Below are 20006 nucleotides of genomic sequence, written 5' to 3' on the forward strand. Positions count from 1 at the left end.
TTCTGAAGCACGATATCAAAGTCCGTCTTGAGGCGCGCAGCCGCTCACCATGAAGCGGCCCGCCCTCCTGGCTAAAGGCGCGTCTTTGAGACCCTTCTCAGGCTGAGGGCTTAAGGGCCATGACGATGGCGCGAAGCGACAAGCGGGCGTCACGCCGCCTTCGCCGCGAGTTCGCCCGGCAGGGCATAGGCCCATTGCGTGATGTTGCCGGCGCCGAGCAGAACGATGTAATCGCCGGGGTTGGCAAGCTGGCGAATCATGCCCGCGAGTTCGCCGGGATTTTGCAACGGCAGCGTCTGGCGGTGCCCGCGCGCCCTGATCGCCGCGACGAGGCTGTCGCGGTCGGCGCCCTCGATCGGCGATTCGCCCGCGGGATAGACATCCGCCACGATCACCGCGTCGGCGTCGTTGAAGCAGCTCGCAAATTCGTTGAACAGCGAATGCAGACGCGTGTAGCGATGGGGCTGCACGACGGCGATGACGCGCCCTTTGGTCGATGCGCGGGCGGCCTTCAGCACGGCGGCTATTTCGACAGGATGATGCGCGTAATCATCGAAAACGATCGCGCCCTTCCACTCGCCGGTGCGGGTAAAACGCCGTTTGACTCCGCCAAAGCCCGCGAGCGCCCCGCGAATCTGGTCCGCGCTCATGCCGAGCTGATGCGCGACCGCGATCGCGGCGGTGGCGTTCAACGCATTATGATGGCCGGGCATGGGCATCAAAATCTTTTCAATCGTCATCTCACGGCCCGTCTTGCGGTCGCGAATGAGCGCGCTGAAGCGCGAAATGCCGCCGGAAAGATCAATATCGACAAGCCGCACGTCGGCGTGCGGGTTCTCGCCATAGGTGATGACGCGCCGGTCCTCGATCTGACCGACGAGCTCCTGTACCGTCGGATGATCGAGGCACATCACCGCGAAACCATAAAAGGGGACGTTTTCGACAAACGCGCGGAACGCCTTCTTGATGGCGTCGAATGTGCCGAAATGATCGAGATGCTCCGGGTCGATATTGGTGATCACCGCGACGTCGGCCGGCAATTTGAGGAAGGTGCCGTCGCTCTCGTCGGCCTCGACGACCATCCAGTCGCCGGCCCCAAGCCGCGAATTGGTGCCATAGGCGTTGATGATGCCGCCGTTGATGACGGTCGGATCGAACCCTCCGGCCTCCAATAATGTCGCGACGAGCGAAGTCGTCGTCGTTTTGCCATGCGTCCCGGCAATCGCGACGCATTGCTTGAGGCGCATCAGTTCGGCGAGCATTTCGGCGCGGCGCACGACCGGCAGCCGCTTTTCACGGGCGCTTCCGAGTTCTGGATTATCCCGCTTGATCGCGGTCGAAACGACGACGACTTCGGCGTCGCCGAGATTTTCCGCACGATGACCGATGTGGACGATCGCCCCTTTCTTGCGCAGACGCAGGACATTCGCGTTCTCGTTGGCGTCGGAGCCCTGCACAGAATAGCCAAGGTTAAGCAATACCTCGGCGATCCCGGACATGCCGATGCCGCCGATGCCGATGAAATGGATGGGGCCTAATTCGTGCGGAAGTTTCATCGCCTGGTTTTATTCTCCGTGTCAGCCGCCACCCGCAGGACAAGGTCGGCGAGCCGGTCGGCGGCGTCGGCGATCCCCGATCCTTTGGCCGCCGCGGCGCGCCTTGCGAGGCCCTCGGCGTCGTTTTGCGCCGAGCTTATGGCATTGGCGAGCCATTGCGGCGAAAATGCGCTCTGCGCGACGACCAATGCGGCGCCGCTCAAGGCAAACTGCTCCGCATTGGCGGCCTGATCCTGATCCAGCGCATGCGGCAACGGCACGAGGATGGCCGGGCGTCCGATGACGGCGAGTTCTGAGACGGTCGAGGCCCCGGCGCGCGCGATGACGAGATGGGACGCCGCGATCCGGCGCGGCAGATCGGAAAAAAACGATTTGACCTCGGCCTCGACGCCAAGTCGCCGGTAGACGGCGCGGACGCGCTCTTCATCTTCAGGGCGCGCCTGCTGCACGAGAATGAGCATTTTGCGCGCCTCTTCCGGCAGAAGCTCGATCGCGCCCGGAACCACGTCCGACATGATCCGCGCGCCCTGCGAGCCGCCGGTGACGAGCAGCCGCAGCTTGCCCCCGGCAAAATCCGGAAACGGGATTTTCGCCGCCTCGATCACCATTGGCCGCACCGGGTCGCCCGTCAGATGGGCTTTCGCCGCGATCGCCGCGCTGACGCCCTTCAGAGTCTCGAACCCCTTGGCGATGGCGTCAACGCGAGGGCTCAGAAACAGATTGGCCTTGCCGATGACGGCGTTGCCTTCATGCAGAACCGTCGGCACGCCGAGTTGCGTCGCCGCGAGCACTGGCGGCACGCTCGGATAGCCGCCAAAACCGACGAGCGCGAGCGGGCGAATGCGCTTGATGAGGCGGCGCGCCTCGAAGGTTCCCCGCGCCAGTGCGAGGGCCGCCGAGGCGCGCGACAACAGGCTGGCGCTACGCGGGGAGGCCGAGCTGACAATGTGAATCGCCCGCGCCGGAAAAGCCCCGCCATATTTTTCCGCACGCGAGTCAGTGAAGAGTTCAATGGCGTAGCCGCGCGCGGACAGGGCGTTGCTCAACGCTTCGGCCGGGAAGAGATGGCCGCCCGTGCCACCCGCCGCCAGAAGAATGGGGCGCTCAAACTTCGTGCCTTGCTCGCTCATGCGTAACGCTCGTCCTGCGCCCCTGCGCTGGCGAACATGCGCGACCCCGGCCGCTTGCGCGTCACCGCGATGAGAAATCCGATGCCGAGCGCCAATGAGACGAGCGAAGAGCCGCCATAGGAGATGAAGGGCAGCGTCATGCCTTTCGCCGGCATCAGATGCAGATTGACCGCCATGTTGATGGCGCTCTGGATGCCGAACATCATGACGAGGCCGGCGGCGGCGAGGCGGCAGAACGGATCCTCGTTGCGATCCGCCATGACGAGCCCGCGCAACACGATGAAGGCAAAGAGGGCGACGATGAAAAGGCAGGCGGCGATGCCGAATTCCTCCCCCGTCACCGCGAAGATGAAATCAGTATGGGCGTCGGGGAGGATGCGCTTGACCGTGCCCTCGCCCGGCCCCTTCCCGAACCATCCGCCGGACAGAAAGCTGTCGAGCGCGGTGTCGACCTGAAACGTGTCGACGATGCCCCCGCCGGCGGCGGGATCAAGGAATTTCAGCACGCGCACGCGCACATGGGGCACGAATTTATAGGCGAGCAGGACGCCGCCGAAGCCCGCGCCGCCAATGCCGACGACCCAGAACCAATGCAGGCCAGCCATAAAGAAAAGCGCCGACCAGACAATCGAGATGAGCAGCGTCTGACCAAAGTCCGGCTGTAAAATCAATGGAATGATGGTCAGCGGAAGCAACATGAGAGCGATCAGATTGCCTGGCACGTCCTTGCGTTTGCCGCCTTCCGCGAAGGCCCAGGCGGCGAGAATGACGAAAGCGGGCTTTAGGAATTCGGACGGCTGAATGCCGAAGATCCAGCGGCGGGAGCCCTTGACCTCATGGCCAAACAGCAGCGCCGCGACGATGAGCGCCATCGCCACGATAAAAATGATCAACGCGGCGCGGCGCACCTGCCTCGGCGTCAGAAACGAACTCAGCAGCAGCACCACGATCGTCGGGATCATGGCGAGCGCCTGACGGTGCACGAAATGGAAGGTCGGCAAGCCAAGACGCTCGGCCACGGGCGGGCTCCCCGCCATGGTAAGGACGAGGCCGAGAACGATCAGGGCCGCGATGGCGGCGAGCATCCAGCGGTCGATGGTCCACCACCAGTTGGCTAAAGCCGATCGTTCCGCGCGCGACGCCATAGTGCCGATCCCCGATTATTCGCCCCGACTCTCGATTCGGAGCGATTTTGTACGCTTTTGGTTAACCTTTCCTTCTTCGCGCTATGGCTTGTCCATCAAAGCCTTCGCAAGCGCGCGGAAACGGTCGCCCCTTTTTTCAAAATCGGGAAATTGATCGAAAGAGGCGCAGGCCGGCGACAGCAGGACCACGGGACTTTCGAGCGCGCTGGCCCTCGCGTCCTCGGCCGCCATCGGGACCGCATTCTCCAGCGTGTCGCAAAACTCGACAGGAAAAGCGCCGCTGATCGTCTGCGCGAAAGCCTCGCTCGCCTCGCCGATCAAATAGGCTTTGACGATGCGGCCGAACAATGGCCGCAGCGGCTCGATGCCGCCCTGCTTGGCGCGGCCGCCAAGAATCCAGAAGATCTCGTCGAAGGAGAGCAGCGCCTTTTCCGCGGCGTCGGCGTTGGTTGCCTTGGAATCATTGACGAACAGCACTTTGCCCAGCCGCCCGACTTCTTCGAGGCGATGGGCGAGGCCGGGAAACGAGGCGAGTCCAGCGGCGACGCGCGCATGATCGCGCCCCAGGGCCCCCAGGGCGGCGATCGCGACGGCGGCGTTCTGGCCATTATGCGCGCCGCGAAGCGATGCGACGCCTGCAAGATCGGCGATGAGATCGGAACGCCCCCCTTCGCGGCGAAAAAGGCGGCCGCCTTCGTAGATGATGCCCTCGTCGAGTTTCTGGCCCGCCGCCGAAACCAGCGTGATCTCGCGTCCGGGCTCGCGCAATCTGGCCGCGATGGCGCGGGTGAATTCATCGTCGACGCCGATGACGGCGTGATCGGCGCCGGTGACCAGGCGCGCCTTGATCGCCGCGTAATTCTCCATCGTCCCATGCCGATCGAGATGATCGGGCGTGACATTCAGCAAAATGCCGACTGAAGGATCGAGAGAAGGCGCAAGATCGATCTGGTAGGACGAGCATTCGATCACATGGACGCGCGACTTGTCGGGCGGCGCCAGCGCCAGAATGGGCGTGCCGATATTGCCGCCGATTTCGACGGAAAAGCCAAAGCTCGAAAAAAGATGCGCGACCAGCGCCGTCGTCGTCGATTTTCCATTGGTGCCGGTGATCGCGACAAAAGGCGCGCCGGGCGCGATTTTTCGGCGCTCGCGGCAGAAGAGTTCGATGTCGCCGATGACCTCAATCCCCGCCTCCTTCGCCTTGACGACGGTCCAGTGCGGCGCCGGATGCGTCAGGGGAACGCCGGGAGAAAGAATGAGGGCTTCGAAGGCGCTCCAGTCGGCGCCGGCCAGATTCTCGATTCTGAGACCGGCGGCGCGCGCTTTTTCACGCGCGTGTTCATTGTCGTCCCAAACATTTACGCGCGCTCCGCCTGCGACCAGAGCTTGCGCCGTGACAAAGCCCGAGCCGCCCAACCCGAAGACGGCGACGGATTTACCCTTGAATGCGGTGACCGGCGTCATGATCACCTCAGCTTCAGCGTCGAGAGTCCGATCAGCGCCAGCACGAAGGCGATGATCCAGAAGCGCACGACGACCTGCGGCTCCGACCAGCCCATCTGTTCGAAATGATGATGGATCGGCGCCATCTTGAACACGCGCTTGCCGGTGAGCTTGAACGAGATCACCTGCACGATGACCGACAGCGTTTCGACGACGAAAAGGCCGCCGACGATGCCCAGCACGATCTCATGCTTCACTGCGACGGCGATTGCGCCAAGCAGGCCGCCGAGCGCGAGCGATCCAGTGTCGCCCATGAAAATCTGGGCGGGCGGCGCGTTGAACCAAAGAAAGCCCAAGCCCGCCCCGATGACCGCCCCCGTCACGACGGCGAGTTCGCCGGCGCCCGGCACGAAATTAATGCCAAGATAGGTCGAAAAGATCGCATTGCCGGCAAGATAGGCGATAATGCCGAAGGTTCCGGCGGCGATCATCACGGGCACGATCGCCAGCCCGTCGAGGCCGTCCGTGAGGTTCACCGCATTGCCGGCGCCGACGATGACGAGAGGCCCGAAGACAAGAAAGAACAGGCCAAGATCAATGATGAAGCCATTGATCGAAGGGAAAGCCAGCGCCGTCGTATGCGGCGTGCCGAAGCGCATCATCGCATAGCAGGCGATGACCGCGACGCCGACCTCGAGCGCCAGCCGCAGCCGGCCGGAAAAGCCTTTGTCGGTCTGCTTCGTCACCTTCAGATAATCGTCATAAAATCCGATCAGTCCGTAGCCGGTCATGACGAAGAGCACGACCCACACATAATGATTGCGGAGGTTTGCCCAGAGCAGGGTCGAGACGATGAGCCCGGACAGGATCATCAAGCCGCCCATCGTCGGCGTGCCCTTCTTGGTGAGGAGATGCGATTGCGGACCGTCGAGACGGATCGGCTGCCCCTTGCCTTGTTTGATGCGCAGCGCCGCGATGACGCGCGGACCGAAGAAGAAGACAAAAAACAACGCGGTCGCCGTGGCGCCGCCGGTACGGAAGGTGATGTAGCGAAAAAGATTCAGCGGCTGAAAATGGGGTGAAAACTCGGTAAGCCAGGTTAGCATTTCACGAAGTCCGCCCGTTTTGCGCCGCGTCGCCATCGGCGCCGCCCTGTTTCAGGGCGCCGACAATGACGCTCATCCTGCTGCCGTTCGATCCCTTGACGACGACGATGTCGCCGGCGCGGACCGCCGCCGCGACCTCCGGCTCCAAAAGGCTCGCGCTTTCGCGCCAGGCGCCCTGCATGGAGACAGGCAAAGCGTCGTAGAGAGATTTCATCAAGGGCCCCGCAGCAAAAACAAGATCGATATGATTGGCTCTGAGATCGTCGGCGAGTTCGGCGTGCATCGCCGCGCCTTTGACGCCAAGCTCCAGCATGTCGCCGAGGACTGCGATGCGCCGTCCAGGGCTCGGCAAAGGCAAGGCTCCGGCGAGTTCAAAGGCGGCGCGCATCGAAGCCGGATTGGCGTTGTAGCTCTCGTCGATCAGCGCGTATGGTCCGTCGACGGCGGCAAGGGTCAATCTCTGGCCCCTTCCCGGCTGCGCGGTAAAAAACGCCAGCGCGCCCGCGGCGGCGTCGAGATCGACGCCAAAGGCCTTCGCGGCAAGCAATACGGCGAGCGAGTTCATGGCGAGATGGCGCCCTGGCGCGCCGAGGCGATAATGAAGGCGCCTTCCGCAGATCTGCGCCTCGATGATCGAATAATCCGGAAAAAGCCGCACCCGGATCAGTCTCGCCTCGGCGCTCTCATGGTCGCCGAAACTCGCGACATGCCCGGCGGGCGAAGCCTTGGCGCGGGCGTAAAGCCGCTGATAGTGAGGATTGTCGCGGTGAAGAATGGCGACGCCGCCCGGCTCCAGGCCGTCGAAAATCTCGGCCTTGGCGTCGGCGATCGCCTCGACGCTGGCGAAATTCTCGATATGGACGGGCGCGACCGTCGTGATGATCGCAACATGCGGACGCGCCATTTCGCTCAAAGGCGTGATTTCGCCGGCATGGTTCATGCCGATTTCAAAGACGCCGAACCGCGTCTCTTTCGGCATGCGCGCGAGGGTCAAGGGCACGCCCCAATGATTATTATATGAGGCGACGGAGGCGTGCACGGCGCCTCCTTGCGTCAGAGCCAGCCGCAGCGCCTCCTTGGTCGAGGTCTTGCCGACGGAGCCCGTGACCGCGACGACCCGCGCCTTTACGCGCGCTCTGGCGGCGACGCCGAGACGCTCCAGCGAGGCGAGCACGTCGCGCACCACATAGAGGGGCCCAAGCCCCGTCAGCGCGCCGGCGTGCGCTTCATCGACGACGGCGGCAAGCGCGCCTTTTTCGAAGGCGCGCGCGACATAGTCATGGCCATCGCTGTTCGCGCCATGGATGGCGAAGAACAATTCGCCCGCCTGCAAGGTTCGCGTATCGATCGAAATTCCGGTAGCGCCGCCCTTCGGCACGCCGCCGCTGACGCGCGCGCCGAGCGGCGTGACAAGGCCGAGACTCGTCCAGATGATCCCCGCCGGCTCCCTGACGCTGATCTCACCCTGATTTGCGTCGGCGCGGCTGACTGCTTCGCTCACTTAGGCTAAATCCTTCAATGCCGCATCCTTCAAAGCCGCGCGCGCGCAGTCGGAATCCGAAAACGGCAAGGTGGCATCGCCTATGATCTGGCCCGTTTCATGGCCTTTGCCCGCGATCAGAAGGACATCGCCAGGGCCCAGCATCGCGACGGCCTCGCGGATCGCGCTGGCGCGATCGCCGATTTCGTAGAGTTCGAGCGCGCCGGCCGCGCCCAGCAGAATGGCGCGGCGGATCGAAGCCGCGTCCTCGCTGCGTGGATTGTCGTCCGTCACAATGACCCGGTCCGCGAGCCGTGCCGCGATTTCGCCCATGATCGGCCGTTTTCCGGCGTCGCGGTCGCCGCCGCAGCCGAAGACGACGACGAGCCTGCCTTTGACGTAAGGCTGCAGTGTGCGCAAGACGTTTTCGAGCGCATCGGGCTTATGCGCATAATCGACATAGACGGGAGCCCCCTTGCGCTCGCCGACCCGCTCGAGCCGGCCCGGGGCTCCTTCAAGATTCTCCAGCGCCGCGAAAACCTGCTCCGCGGGACTGCCCGTCGCGATGCAGAGCCCGGCCGCCACCAGCGCATTCGAGGCCTGGAACGCGCCTGCGAGCGGAAGCGTGACCATAAAGCGCCGGCCTTCGTAGACGACCTCGAGCCGGGTCGAGACGCTGTCCGGCTGCGCGGACAAGAGCGTCACGCCATTACCCTTGACGCCGGTGGAAAGCACGTTGAGGCCGCGCGCCACGCAGGCCCGGATCACTTTTTCCGCGACCTCGCTGTCGGCGTCGACGACCGCGCTCTGCCCCGGCCCCAGCAGGCGCTCAAAAAGCTCCAGCTTGGCGGCCAGATAGTCTTCCATCGTCGCATGATAGTCGAGATGGTCGCGGGACAGATTGGTGAAGGCGCCGGCGCTGAGCCGGACCCCATCGAGCCGGCGCTGGACGATGCCATGCGAAGAGGCTTCCAGAGCCAGATGCGTGACGCCGCGGCCGGTGAGATCGTCCAATGTCCTGTGCAGGCTGATCGCATCCGGCGTCGTCAGCGCGCCATAGACGGAGCCGGATGGCGCGACGACGCCAAGCGTGCCGAGCGAGGCGGCGGCGAACCCCTGCGCTGCGAAAATCTGACGCACGAAAGCTGCGACCGAGGTCTTGCCGCTGGTGCCGGTGATGGCGACGATCGTCCCTGGCTGGCGCGGAAACAGTCTTGCGCTCGCCTCCGCGAGCGCCGCGCGGACGTCCCCGACCGCGATCACTGGCGCGCCGGCGATCTCGCGCGCCATCGGCGTCTGCGCGACAACCGCGATCGCGCCCCGGGCGATGGCCTGCGGCGCGAAGGCGAGGCCGTCGGAGCGCGTTCCCGGAATAGCGAAAAACACGGCCCCCGGCGCCGTCGAACGGCTGTCGCAGCTAATCTCCGCAACTTCCCGCTCAATCAGGCCTTCAGGTAAAGGTGCGCCGGGAAGAAGCTCGGCGAGCCGCATCAGTGCTCCCTTCCGCCAGTCTGGGGGATATTGGCCATCCCATAGCCCAGTTTGGCGAGAAGGGGAAAGGGCTGCGTCGGAAGCTCGAAGCGCGGCGGAATGCCAAGCAGAGGGCCGACGCGCTCGATGATCTTGCCGGTGACGCTGCCGGAGTTCCAGGCCGCGGTGCGGTATCCTCCCGTTTCCGGCAGGCCCTGCGGCTCATCCATCAGCGTCAGAATCAGATATTTTGGCTTGTCGGCCGGCATGATCGCCATGAAGGTCGTAAACACCTTGTCTTTGGCATAATGGCCGTGAACGATCTTGTCGGCCGTGCCGGTCTTGCCGCCGATGAAATAGCCCTGGACATTAGCCATTTTCGCGGAGCCGATCTCGGCGTTGAGGCGCATCAGATAACGCAGCGACTCGGAGGTTTCGGGCTTTACGACGCGAGGCGCGTCCCTCTTCGCGTCCTCCGCGTTGCGTTTGAGGAAGGTCGGATTGACGAGGATGCCGCCATTCGAGAGCGCGCCGACGGCCATCATCGCCTGCAACGGGGAAACGTTGAGGCCCTGCCCGAAGGCGATGGTCATTGTGTTGAGTTCGCCCCAGTTTTTCGGCACCAGCGGATCGGCGGTCTCCGGCAGTTCCGTGTGCAGCCGGGTCAATTGTCCCATCTTGCGCAAGAACGCCTTGTGGCCTTCGACGCCGACCATCAGGGCAAGACGCGCCGCGCCGATGTTCGATGAATAGGTGAACACCTCCGGCACGGTGAGCATGCGATGCTGGGCGTGGAAATCATGAATGGTGAAATGGCCATAGCGCAATGAATCGCGCGCATCGACCCGTGTGTTGAGATTGACCTTGCCGAGATCGAGCGCCATGGCGATCGAGATCGCCTTGAAGGTCGAACCCATTTCATAGACCCCGACGGAGACGCGGTTGATGTGATTTGGGTCGAGCGCGTCGGCCGGCGTATTCGGGTCATAGTCCGGCAAGGACGCCATCGCGATCACCTCGCCCGTGTTGACGTCGAGAATGACGGCTGCGCCCGACTTCGCCTTGAATTTGGCGACGCCTTTGGCCAGTTCGTCGCGCACCGCATAGGTCGCCTTGAGGTCGAGTGAGGTGGTGATCGGCGCCAAAGTCTCGGGCGTCAGGCTGAAGCCCGCGCCGTGCAGATCGGCGAGGCCCTGCCCGTCGATATATTTCTCGAGGCCCGAAATGCCGACGCCGTCGAGGTTGGCGAAGCCAAGAACATGCGCGGCGATCGGGCCGTTTGGATAGACGCGCTTGTTTTCAGGCAGGAAGCCGACGCCGGGCAAGCCGAGGCGATAGACCTCCTGCTGCTGCTTCGGCGTAACCGCCCGCTTCACCCAGATGAAGCCTTTGCGCGTGCCAAGCCGCTTGCGCAGATCATTCGCGTCGACGTCCGGCAACACGGCGGTCAAAAGCTCGACCGCCTCGTCCTTGTCGATGATGCGGCGAGGCTCCGCGAAGACCGACATCACCTTGATATCGGTTGCGAGAATTTCGCCATTGCGGTCAAGAATATCCGGCCGCGCCGCCGCGATCACATCGCCGCCGCGCTTCGCGCCGATGGATTGCTCCTGGTGCAGGCCGAAATAGATCAGCTTGCCGGCGATGACTCCGTTCATCGCGATAAAGACGCAGGCGACGAGCTTTATCCGCGTCCGGCTTTTCGTCAGATCGGTGGCAAACAGCTTTGCGAAAAACGCTCCCAGCCGATGCGCGCGCTGCGCCTTCGCGCCTGCGCGGTCTTTCCCAGGTGAATCAAAGCGGTCGGTCATCTTGACTTACAATCTTCATCGGGTCGGAGTGGACGGCGTCGTGGGCGCGCTCGCCGCCGCGTCGCCTGGCGTGTTGGTCGGCTCGGCGAGACCGAGAGCTTCCAGCTTGTCGCCGATCCCATCGGCTCTGGCGGTCTTGGCCGGCAACGCGTCGGCGCTGACGATCTGGCGCAGCCCTGTCGGCTGCAGGTCGAGGAATTTATCGGCGAGCGCCTCGATGCGCTCGGGCCGCGTCAGATGCGACCACTCCGCACGCAGCGTTGCGATCTGGTCTTCCTCGGCCTTGATCTCATGCTTCAGCTTGACGATGCGCTCGGCATGGAAAATCGTCTGATATTTGATCGAATAGGCGTAGATCGCTGAGCCGATCAGGGCGACGACGGCGAGAAGATTGAGAATTCGCACCATTATCAGCGTCCCTTGACGGCGCGTTGAGGCAAGCGCGCCAGCGCCATGAGCTCGGCGTCGACCGGACGCGCCGGGGCGGATGTCCGCACGCCATGCCGGAGCTTGGCCGAGCGCGCGCGGGGATTGGCGGCGACCTCGGCGACCGATGGGATGACCGGCTGCTTGCCCGGCAGTTGAAAAGTCGGCGGTTTCGGCGCCGCCTCGCCCGGCAGGCGGCGCGAGGGCGCCTCGCCGCGCCCCGATCTTTCGGCAAAGAACTGCTTGACGATGCGGTCCTCGAGCGAATGGAAGGTGACGACGATCAGCTTTCCGCCCGGCTTCAAAACGCCTTCGGCGGCGGAAAGAGCGGCGACCAATTCGCCGAGTTCGTCATTGACCGCGATGCGCAGCGCCTGAAAGGAGCGCGTCGCCGGATGAATGTCGCCGGGTTTGCCGGGGACGACGCGGGCGATCATGCCGGCGAGCGCGGCGGTCGAGACGAAAGGCTCTTTGGCGCGATCCATCACGATGGCGCGGGCGATGCGGCGCGAGGCGCGCTCCTCGCCGAAATAATAGAGGATATCGGCAAGCGTCGCCTCATCGGCGCTATTGACGATGTCGGCGGCGCTCTGTCCCGTTGGCTGCATGCGCATGTCGAGAGGGCCGTCGCCGCGAAAGGAAAAACCCCGCTCGGCGTCGTCGATCTGCATGGACGAAACGCCAATGTCGAGAACGACGGCGTCGAAATCGGAGAAATCGAGCCGCCGCGCGACGTCGGCGAGCTGCGAGAAGCGCGCCTCGACAAGAGTGAGCCGGCCTTCCGCCGCCTCAACGAGCGAAGCGCCGCCTTTGACGGCGAGCGGATCGCGATCAAGCGCCAGGACGCGCGCCCCGGCGGGCGCCAAAAGCCCACGGGAATAACCGCCCGCGCCGAAAGTGGCGTCAAGGTAGAGGCCGCCCGCGCGCGGACCGGCGATCGCCAGAACTTCATCACGAAGCACGGGAATGTGCCGGGCCGGTCCGCCAGCGGCGAGATGATCCTCATCGCCGCGACCCGCATTCATTCCCGTGCTCCATGTGATCGCAGCGGCGGAGCGTCCGGCGCTGCGGGTCTGGAGTTCGGCTGTCTTCGGGAATCGCGCGCATGGGTTCTGGCCTCCCCCATGCGTGCGCGAAAACGGCCGGACTCCCAGATCTGAAACTTGTGCCCCATTCCGGCGAAAGTGACTTCGTTCGAAATGCCGGCATAGGCCTTTAAGGTTTCGGTCAGGATCACCCGCCCTTCCGAATCGACTTTCAAGATCTCGCTCGCTCCCATGAGCGCGAGCGAAAGCATGTCCCGCTCCTCCGTATAGGGAGCGTAGCCCGAAAGCAGTCCATCGATTTCCCTCAACAGGGCATGGCCGCCGCAATCGAGAGCCTCCTGATCGAGCGAGGGATGAACGTAGAGACCATCGAACCCGTCGCGCGCCAGCACCGCGCGAAACGGCGCCGGGATCGAGACCCGCCCTTTAGCGTCGAGTTTATTGGTGTAGTGCGAGACATATATGTCCACTCCACCCTCTCGAAACCGGGTTGCTGTTTAAATCGGGGCGCGGCGCACTTGGCCGAATCCAACGCTGACGCACATACGCTTGAACGGGACGATTTGGGATAACATGGGATCATATGGGGGTCAATGCGATTCCCTTGGGCTGAAGGCCCAAAATGGCGCAAAAAAGGCGCGGCCGCGCACCAGCGTCAGACGAAAACAGATCCAGTTTGAAAGGATGGCGCGCAGAACAGGACGGAACACCGCAACGGCTGCGGCTCACGAGCGGCTACGAACCGCCCAATTTCATGTCTGCGAAGCCGGAGGAAGAACTTGGAGAGCGCGAACCTGGTCAGGAGCCGCTTTTCGGATCGGGTTTTGCGCTATTTCAGACGGTCGTTTGGAACCGGGACGCAAAAGCTCAAAGTGAATGCAGGCGATGGCGCGTTGCCAGCCTCGTCTTGAGGCTTTGATGGCGGAGCCGGACCCACCGCAGTGCCCGGCCGGCGCCCTAACCGCCTCCCGCGCATCGGCGGCGCTCGATATGCGCCCGTAACGGCTCTTTCCGCGAGCCTTTGCGACGGAAGCCGCGCTTTATGCGCGGGGCCGCCACTAAAGTCGGATTAGAATTTGAACCCCATCGTGGGCTGCCCATTTCCGCCCATGGAAAGGGGCATATCCGTGCTCCCGTTTTCGAAGCCGCTCGACTGCTCAAAGAACTTTTTCCGCCCCTCGGCCAGGCGAGCCGCCTTGTCCGCTTCATCAGAATCTGGCAGCAAACTGCCCCGAACTGCGCCTGTCTTCTTGTGAGGGATCTTCTTGCCATGCGCCTTCGCGGGAGGGCTGATCGATGGATCAGCGTTGACAGCCGGTTGGCTAGTCTGGGCAAAACTGGCGCAAGCAGACACGCCAAAGAAGAAGGCGGTCAGAACTCCCAGTTCAAGTCGCGTCACAGCAAATCCTCCCGTGCCGAAGAGCCGCATGAGAGCAGGCGAAATGGGGCATCTTCATGGCAAACGCAGCAAGGAGCTCGGCGCAAAGGCCACCCAACCCGGTAAACTATCCTTTTCCAGCACGTCTCGCGTCGTTCTTGAGCCTATTTCCGCTTTTTGTCGTGATCTGGCGCGCCAGGCGAGCCATTCGGCTGGGTCATTGAGGGCGGATCGCTCGCCGGGAATGAGTCTTCCAGTTCGTGTTCGAGCTCTTCGTCCTTCTGGTCCTTGCTTAGCTGTTCTTTCGTCGGCGTCTTATCTTTTTCGACCATTTTTGGCTTCCTCATGAGTATCCATCCAGGATAACAAGCGCTGGCGCAATGTGTTCCATGAGCCAAGGGGCCGAGGCCAAGAAATTGAGGCACCAAAAGATCGCCGGCAATGTCGCGCTTCGCGGCGCTACGTGCGATCGGCGACGACGCGGGCCGGCGGAAAGGCGACCTCGACAAGCGTGCCCTCATGGAGCTTGCTCTTGATCGAGAAAGAGGCGCGATTGGCTTCGACCAGCGCCTTCGTCAGCGGCAGGCCGAGCCCTGTTCCGCCAGCGACGTGCGAGCTTGAGATCTGCCGGAAGGGTTCAAGCGCCACTTCGACATCATCCTCCGACATGCCGACCCCCGTATCGCGTATGCGCAAGGCGGCATGGTTGGCGTCGGTCAGCGCGGTCGAGATTATGACCTGGCCGCCCGCCTGCGTGAACTTGATCGCATTGGATAAAAGATTCAGCACGATCTGACGCAGCGAGCGCTCATCGGCGAAAATATGCGGCAGCTGCGGCGCCAGCGATAGCCGCATGATGACGCGCGCCCGGCTCGCCTGCGGCTGCATGATCGAGACGCATTCGGTGACGATGCGATTGACGTCGACGGATTCGAAGGAAAGCTCCATCTTGCCCGCCTCGATCTTCGACAGATCGAGAAGGTCGTTGACGAGGCTCATCACGAGCGCGCCGGAACTGTGGATATCCTTCAAGTAATCCTTGTAGCGGTCATTGCCGATCGGTCCGAAGCGTTCCTCCATGATGACTTCGGCGAAGCCGAGAATCGCGTTCAGCGGCGTCCTGATTTCATGGCTGACCTTGGCGAGAAAATCGGATTTGAGCGCGCTCGCGCGTTCGGCCTGCTGGCGCGCTTCTTCGAGCTCGCGCTCGACCTTCTTCCAATGCGTCATATCGCGCAGAAGGGCGCAGAAGCGCTGATCGGACGCGGCGTTCGATCCGGCGCCGACCTTGCCGAGCGTCATGAAGATCGGAATGACGCCGCCCTGCCGCGTCAGGCCCAAAATCTCCCGGCCGTCATTGAGGAGGCTCGCGACGCCGTTCGATTTCAGGCCTTCAAAATAGCTTTGGGCGCGCTCGCGGCTCTCGGGGGCGATGAGCGCGGTGAAGGGCTCTCCCGCCACCTCCGCCTTGTCGTAGCAAAACAGCGCTTCGCCTGAACGGTTCAGCGCCAGGATGCGGCCTTCCGCGTCAAGAACGGCGACGCCATCCATCGCCGTGTCCAAAATGGCGTTGAGCTCGCGCGCCTCGCGCTGATAATGACGCAGCTCCGCGTCGGCGTTCGGCCGCGGCGCGTCGTGACGCGCCAGAAGGGACACCAGCTCGGCCTTTTTTGAGCCGCGTCGGAGATCCTCGCGTCGCATCCGCAGTGAAACGGCTTTCCCCGAGCTATCGCGAAGTTCGACGCCATCCCCCTGCGTGAGGTTCGGCAAGCGCTGGAGAATGGCGCGGATCGCCCCAATCGCTTCGGCGCCGCGCAGATCGACGCAACCCAGACAATCGAGCAGGAACCGATTGGCGAAGGCCGGCGCGCCATCGCAGAGCATCAGTATCCCTATCGGAAGAGCATCGAAGGCCGCCACTTCGTCCCGCGAAATCTCGACGGGGTCTTGAGGTCCCGCAAGAACCCGCTCTGACTGCCCGCTCAACCCGGAGCTTGGCTCACGCTGATCCGCCGATCCCTTGGCCGCCTCGCCTCGCGCTGGCGTCCCGGCCGGGCGCGCGACCCCGCTCAAGGTCGAGGCGATAGCGTGGAACGCGAGCTGTTCGTCCGGGCTCAAGGCGCCTTTGAGCACGCCTTTTGCCTCGGGACGGGCCGTCCCGCGCTCCCCTCGCGCCGGTTCGGGTAAAGGAACGACATCCGCCGCCTCCGGCCCCGCGGCCGGCTCATGCGCCCGGCTGGCAGTGAAGCGGTCGAGATGAATGAGGCCGAAGCCGCGAAAACCAAGAAAGCGGCGCTGCGGATCAAAGCTCGGCGATGCGGCGAGCGTGATCGGCACAATCGCGCTCGAGCCGGCGATCGGCCAGTCGATCTCGACGCCGGCCCAGCTCTCCTTGCGCTCCATCAGTTGCGCAAGCCGCCGGCTCGTTTGGGCGTCAAAACGCGCCGCGGCCTCAAACAGACGCCGGCCCAACAGATCGCCGGACGTTCCGCCGATCACTTCACGCAGCCGCGGACCGATCTCGACGATTTGGCCGTCGGCGTCCGTGCGCCAGAGGAAACGATCGGCCCCTGTCCGACGAGACCGCGAGAGCCGTGTGCGAATCTCCTCAAAGCCCGTGGCATGTCGCGAGTTCTCCCGCCCATCCTGTTTTGACGCCGCTGGATCGGTCGCAGGCGATAGGCCGCCCGGCACGCTGGAGTCGCTGACGACCGCCGCTCGCGCTTCTGACCGATAAGCAGGAGAATCGAGCGCCGCCGCCAAGAAAAGAGGCGGCGCGCCCTTGACCGCCAGGCGGCGGCACAGAAATGTGATGGCGCGCGGCGCTCCGCCAACGCCAAAACGCAGGCGCTCGAGACGCGCCGGACCATTGAGCGGCAGGGTTTCCGAGAGCTCCCTCAGCCGTTCCGCCGCCGGATTTGCCGCTTCGATGGGGGCCGCGCCCGGCCTCGCCGCCGAACCGATGCTTTCGGAGAGTCCCGCAAGTGTCGTTGCGCCAAAGAGACGCATGATAGCCGCGCTGGCGAACACCGCCTGCCGGGGCGCCCCCGCGTGCTGTCCGCCGAGCGCCAGAACCGGAGTATTGGCGGCGAGCCTCGGCGACAGACTGCGCAATGCCTGCGCGACGTCATCCTCGGTCAGCCCGAGCTCAAAGCAAATGCCGGTCATGTCGATGGGCTTCTCTTTGAACAGCCTTAATCGAATGCTAACGCCCCCCTGACCCGAGGTCCATTGACAGTGCTTGATTCAGTAAAAATTGATGACTTATCCTTAACTTTCGGCCTCTGGACCCGGATCACGGCCGGCATTCGCCGGCCCGCCGGCGAGATCGTCTGCGTTCCGCGCTTGCAATCGGCGATCGTTCCTTTTAGGAATCGCCGCCTGTTGGTCGCGCCGCCATAGCTCAGTTGGTTAGAGCGCTAGATTGTGGATCTAGAGGTCCCCCGTTCGAGCCGGGGTGGCGGTACCAATAAAATCAATGATTTAGAGTCTCCTGACAAATTCTTGGCCGTAGCGAGACGGCGCTGGCAGAAGCCCCATCTCGCGCTTCGTGCAACTAGTGCCGCTGAAGCCGAATCAGCGCGACCGCGTTGCGCGCGCGCCGAGCGCTCTCCCGCCCGGTTCAATGTCAACTCGAAACTGGCAAACTTGCTGAACCCAAGAGCCGCACGGTGAGCGAAGCCGTGGGATCGGCGCCTTATGGCGCCTGAATCTCGCGCCAGTTCACCAAGGCGGGGCGTGTCGTCCACCTTGCGACAGACGTTCGTCTCGCCTTCAGCTCGGGACTTGCGCTGGTAAGCGCGGCAATCTCGATTTGGGACGCCACGCTGGCGACTCCTAATCCTTAACTTATTGATTTTGAGCTATGCAAAATGGCGTCAGCCGAGGCGTGCGCAAAGTTACATCTTTCTGCGTCAGCTCCCCGCAATGTCGCGGCATCTTAGCACCTACCAATTTCAGGTTTCTTCGGGAACCAACCGGCGCGACTGCAGCGTGCCGGGCTCCCGGTTTCTCAACCGGCCTCGCTCTGCCCCTGCGTCGATCTCCGGCGGCTAAGATCGCACGCCCCGTTCAGTTCTGATCATTCTTAGGGCTCTTCAAAACAAGAGGACGATGGTAGGCTTGCCGACGTTCCCGCTACGATGACTGGAGGTAGCCGTGCTTACGCTCATAATTGGAATCCTGATTATTATTGTTGTCGGCGCCATCTTGTTTTGGGTCATCGATAGGTTCTGTCCGGAAGCGCGGCTAGCGCAGCTTCTCAAGCTGTTAGTGGTGCTGGTCTGTTTAGGGGCAATCGTGGCCCGGTTGCTTCCGCTGATCGGATATCCGTCTGTCCTCTAGGATCGTTATTATTTCCTTCCCTTTGATATTACTATGATTTGTGTCTTTCGCACGGCGGCGCAGAAGTCATCGGCTTTCGCCGCCATTTTCGTTTATGCGTCGGAACACATGCCCGGAAAAATCGGGACGGAGGCGGGCCTTTTTCTGCTTCGCCTTCGGCATTGCGGGTTGAGCGGCGGCCGTTCTTCGCGCTCTGGCTGAAATGACGAGCATCGACTTCGTCTACCGGGCCTGTGCTTTCCTCCCGGCGACTGGCCTTCTCGCCCAGTTTCCCGCCAAGGCTCGAGGGGCTTGATTAGGCCTGGTAGGCCTCCAGCTGGCTGACACGGAAAAGCCCTTGCGCGGTCCTTCCGCGCAAGGGCTATTTTCCGGAGATGGGGCCTCTTGGCTCTTATGGGACCATGATGCTGTGATCGTAATCGACGAGGCCGCGGCTTGTGATGACAATCCAGCCGCCGCCGCGCCGCTCGATGGCTTTTACAGTCCCGGCGCCTGGAATCTGATCGCCGAGAGCGACCTCGATGGAGCCGCGCGCATTCTCGACCAGCGCGACGCCGTCGTAAACGTCGCGCACGACCCAATCGGTGATCAGCGCAAGCCGCTTTGGCGCAGGGGGGACATCCGCCGGCTGCGCTTTCGCCTGTACGGCCGGATTGCGGTTTTGCGTCGCCGCCTTCACCATCGGAACAACGGAGCCGGTCGGAAGCGCTGTTTGTTTTTCGATGCGGTCGAGCCGTTCAGCGACCTGCTTCAACGCCGGGTTTTGCTGAAGCCGATCCACCTTGGTCGAGAGTTCAGCCAGGGCGCCGCTGGTTTCCGTCTTCACCGCATCCAATCTCGTTTTCAGCGAATCGACGCTCTTCTCGATGCCGCGCTGCTCTTTGCCGCCCTGTTCCTGCGCAACCTGCACGCGAAGCGCCTCGACATTGGCTTTCAGCGCGCTGATCTCCTCGACCATCTTTTGGGTTTTGCGGGCAAGGTCCGCGCTGTCCGGCAACGCGGCCTCCGTCGCCGGCTTCGCGCCGGAGCCCGGTGCGCCGCCGAAGAAATAGGTTCCCGCAGCGAAGGCAAAACCCAGCACGCAGAGAACGAAGGCCACGTTCGAGCCAAAATCGACAAAAGACGCGAATCGCCCGCGCGGCGGCGCATCCCAGGCTCCGTTGGCCTCGCGCGGAAAGAAGGGAGTGAGATCGGACAGGCCGGCGTCGTAAGCGCTGAGATGCGCGCCATGCGCCTGACGCGAATCGGAGCCCGAAGTCTCGGCGCCGCTCGGCCGGCCCAACCGGCGCGGCTCCGCATCAGCCGCGGCAGCGTCCCCCTCGCTCTCAGCGTCCCGCTGATCCGCGCCTGCATGATGTTCCGCCGCAATGTCCTGGCTCGCACCGGCGTGGCCGGCACTGAGTTCGCCGGACTGCGGGGCGGCTTTGTCGTCGGAATCGTCCATAAGCCTCATCCTCGGAAGGTTAATAATTCAGGATAGAATTGAACTTCTTCCCTTAAATCTGCGTTAAGAGTTAGGCAGAGCCGATCGCACGGACGGGGCCAAATTGAGCCGTTTCCGTCGTTTTTCTCTTGCAAAACAGTACATTTGAACGGTTTGCCGCAAAATCTTTCACCTCAATTTGAACGCCCGCCAGAGTTGCATGCGTCAAATCAATGCGAGGTTCA

15 protein-coding genes and 1 tRNA gene are annotated in these 20006 nt (G+C 63.1%); 1 reads left to right on the forward strand and 15 read right to left on the reverse strand.

The annotated features are described in order from the left end of the window. Positions 1 to 149 precede the first annotated feature (149 nt). From murC to SIN04_RS10040, 14 genes are all read right to left on the reverse strand, one after another. Entirely contained in the window at positions 150 to 1556 is a 1407-nt protein-coding gene (murC, locus tag SIN04_RS09975; RefSeq protein ID WP_134488782.1) for a UDP-N-acetylmuramate--L-alanine ligase, read from the reverse strand. After that, positions 1553 to 2686, reverse strand: a complete 1134-nt coding sequence (murG, locus tag SIN04_RS09980) for an undecaprenyldiphospho-muramoylpentapeptide beta-N-acetylglucosaminyltransferase (RefSeq protein WP_134488784.1) — start codon at positions 2684 to 2686, stop codon at positions 1553 to 1555. Before murG ends, murC begins: the two co-directional genes overlap by 4 nt. Further along, complete coding sequence (locus SIN04_RS09985; protein ID WP_134488786.1) at positions 2683 to 3831, reverse strand: FtsW/RodA/SpoVE family cell cycle protein; 1149 nt, start codon at positions 3829 to 3831, stop codon at positions 2683 to 2685. The genes murG and SIN04_RS09985 overlap by 4 nt, the downstream gene beginning before the upstream one ends. 81 nt (positions 3832 to 3912) lie before the next feature. Then, positions 3913 to 5298: a UDP-N-acetylmuramoyl-L-alanine--D-glutamate ligase gene (gene murD / locus SIN04_RS09990; RefSeq protein ID WP_341264414.1), complete on the reverse strand. Its 1386-nt coding sequence runs from the start codon at positions 5296 to 5298 to the stop codon at positions 3913 to 3915. Positions 5299 to 5300: 2 nt separating this feature from the next. After that, on the reverse strand, positions 5301 to 6383 hold the full coding sequence (gene mraY / locus SIN04_RS09995) for a phospho-N-acetylmuramoyl-pentapeptide-transferase (RefSeq protein ID WP_134488788.1): 1083 nt from the start codon (positions 6381 to 6383) through the stop codon (positions 5301 to 5303). Between the two features lies 1 nt (position 6384). Continuing rightward, the gene (locus tag SIN04_RS10000) at positions 6385 to 7842 is read right to left on the reverse strand and encodes a UDP-N-acetylmuramoylalanyl-D-glutamyl-2,6-diaminopimelate--D-alanyl-D-alanine ligase (protein ID WP_423136025.1); all 1458 of its coding nucleotides are present in this window, start codon (positions 7840 to 7842) and stop codon (positions 6385 to 6387) included. Between the two features lie 42 nt (positions 7843 to 7884). Then, positions 7885 to 9354, reverse strand: coding sequence for a UDP-N-acetylmuramoyl-L-alanyl-D-glutamate--2,6-diaminopimelate ligase (locus SIN04_RS10005; RefSeq protein ID WP_134488793.1), 1470 nt, complete (start codon positions 9352 to 9354; stop codon positions 7885 to 7887). Then, positions 9354 to 11144, reverse strand: a complete 1791-nt coding sequence (locus SIN04_RS10010; protein WP_134488795.1) for a peptidoglycan D,D-transpeptidase FtsI family protein — start codon at positions 11142 to 11144, stop codon at positions 9354 to 9356. The genes SIN04_RS10005 and SIN04_RS10010 overlap by 1 nt, the downstream gene beginning before the upstream one ends. Before the next feature lie 15 nt (positions 11145 to 11159). Continuing rightward, on the reverse strand, positions 11160 to 11552 hold the full coding sequence (gene ftsL / locus SIN04_RS10015) for a cell division protein FtsL (RefSeq protein WP_134488797.1): 393 nt from the start codon (positions 11550 to 11552) through the stop codon (positions 11160 to 11162). A 2-nt stretch (positions 11553 to 11554) separates the two neighbouring features. Beyond that, the gene (gene rsmH / locus SIN04_RS10020; RefSeq protein WP_134488799.1) at positions 11555 to 12595 is read right to left on the reverse strand and encodes a 16S rRNA (cytosine(1402)-N(4))-methyltransferase RsmH; all 1041 of its coding nucleotides are present in this window, start codon (positions 12593 to 12595) and stop codon (positions 11555 to 11557) included. Next, positions 12592 to 13086, reverse strand: a complete 495-nt coding sequence (locus SIN04_RS10025; RefSeq protein WP_134488801.1) for a division/cell wall cluster transcriptional repressor MraZ — start codon at positions 13084 to 13086, stop codon at positions 12592 to 12594. The genes rsmH and SIN04_RS10025 overlap by 4 nt, the downstream gene beginning before the upstream one ends. Positions 13087 to 13685: 599 nt before the next feature. Then, entirely contained in the window at positions 13686 to 14015 is a 330-nt protein-coding gene (locus SIN04_RS10030) for a hypothetical protein (protein WP_134488803.1), read from the reverse strand. Positions 14016 to 14158: 143 nt separating this feature from the next. After that, complete coding sequence (locus SIN04_RS10035; RefSeq protein ID WP_166795896.1) at positions 14159 to 14326, reverse strand: hypothetical protein; 168 nt, start codon at positions 14324 to 14326, stop codon at positions 14159 to 14161. A 127-nt stretch (positions 14327 to 14453) separates the two neighbouring features. Beyond that, entirely contained in the window at positions 14454 to 17162 is a 2709-nt protein-coding gene (locus tag SIN04_RS10040) for an ATP-binding protein (RefSeq protein ID WP_341264415.1), read from the reverse strand. A gap of 224 nt (positions 17163 to 17386) precedes the next feature. Here SIN04_RS10040 and SIN04_RS10045 point away from each other — a divergent pair. Further along, a tRNA-His gene (locus SIN04_RS10045) sits at positions 17387 to 17463 on the forward strand. Positions 17464 to 18729: 1266 nt separating this feature from the next. Here SIN04_RS10045 and SIN04_RS10050 read toward each other — a convergent pair. After that, positions 18730 to 19782: a hypothetical protein gene (locus SIN04_RS10050; RefSeq protein ID WP_134488805.1), complete on the reverse strand. Its 1053-nt coding sequence runs from the start codon at positions 19780 to 19782 to the stop codon at positions 18730 to 18732. Between the last annotated feature and the right edge of the window lie 224 nt (positions 19783 to 20006).

The organism is Methylocella tundrae, assembly GCF_038024855.1.
GTDB lineage: Bacteria > Pseudomonadota > Alphaproteobacteria > Rhizobiales > Beijerinckiaceae > Methylocapsa > Methylocapsa tundrae.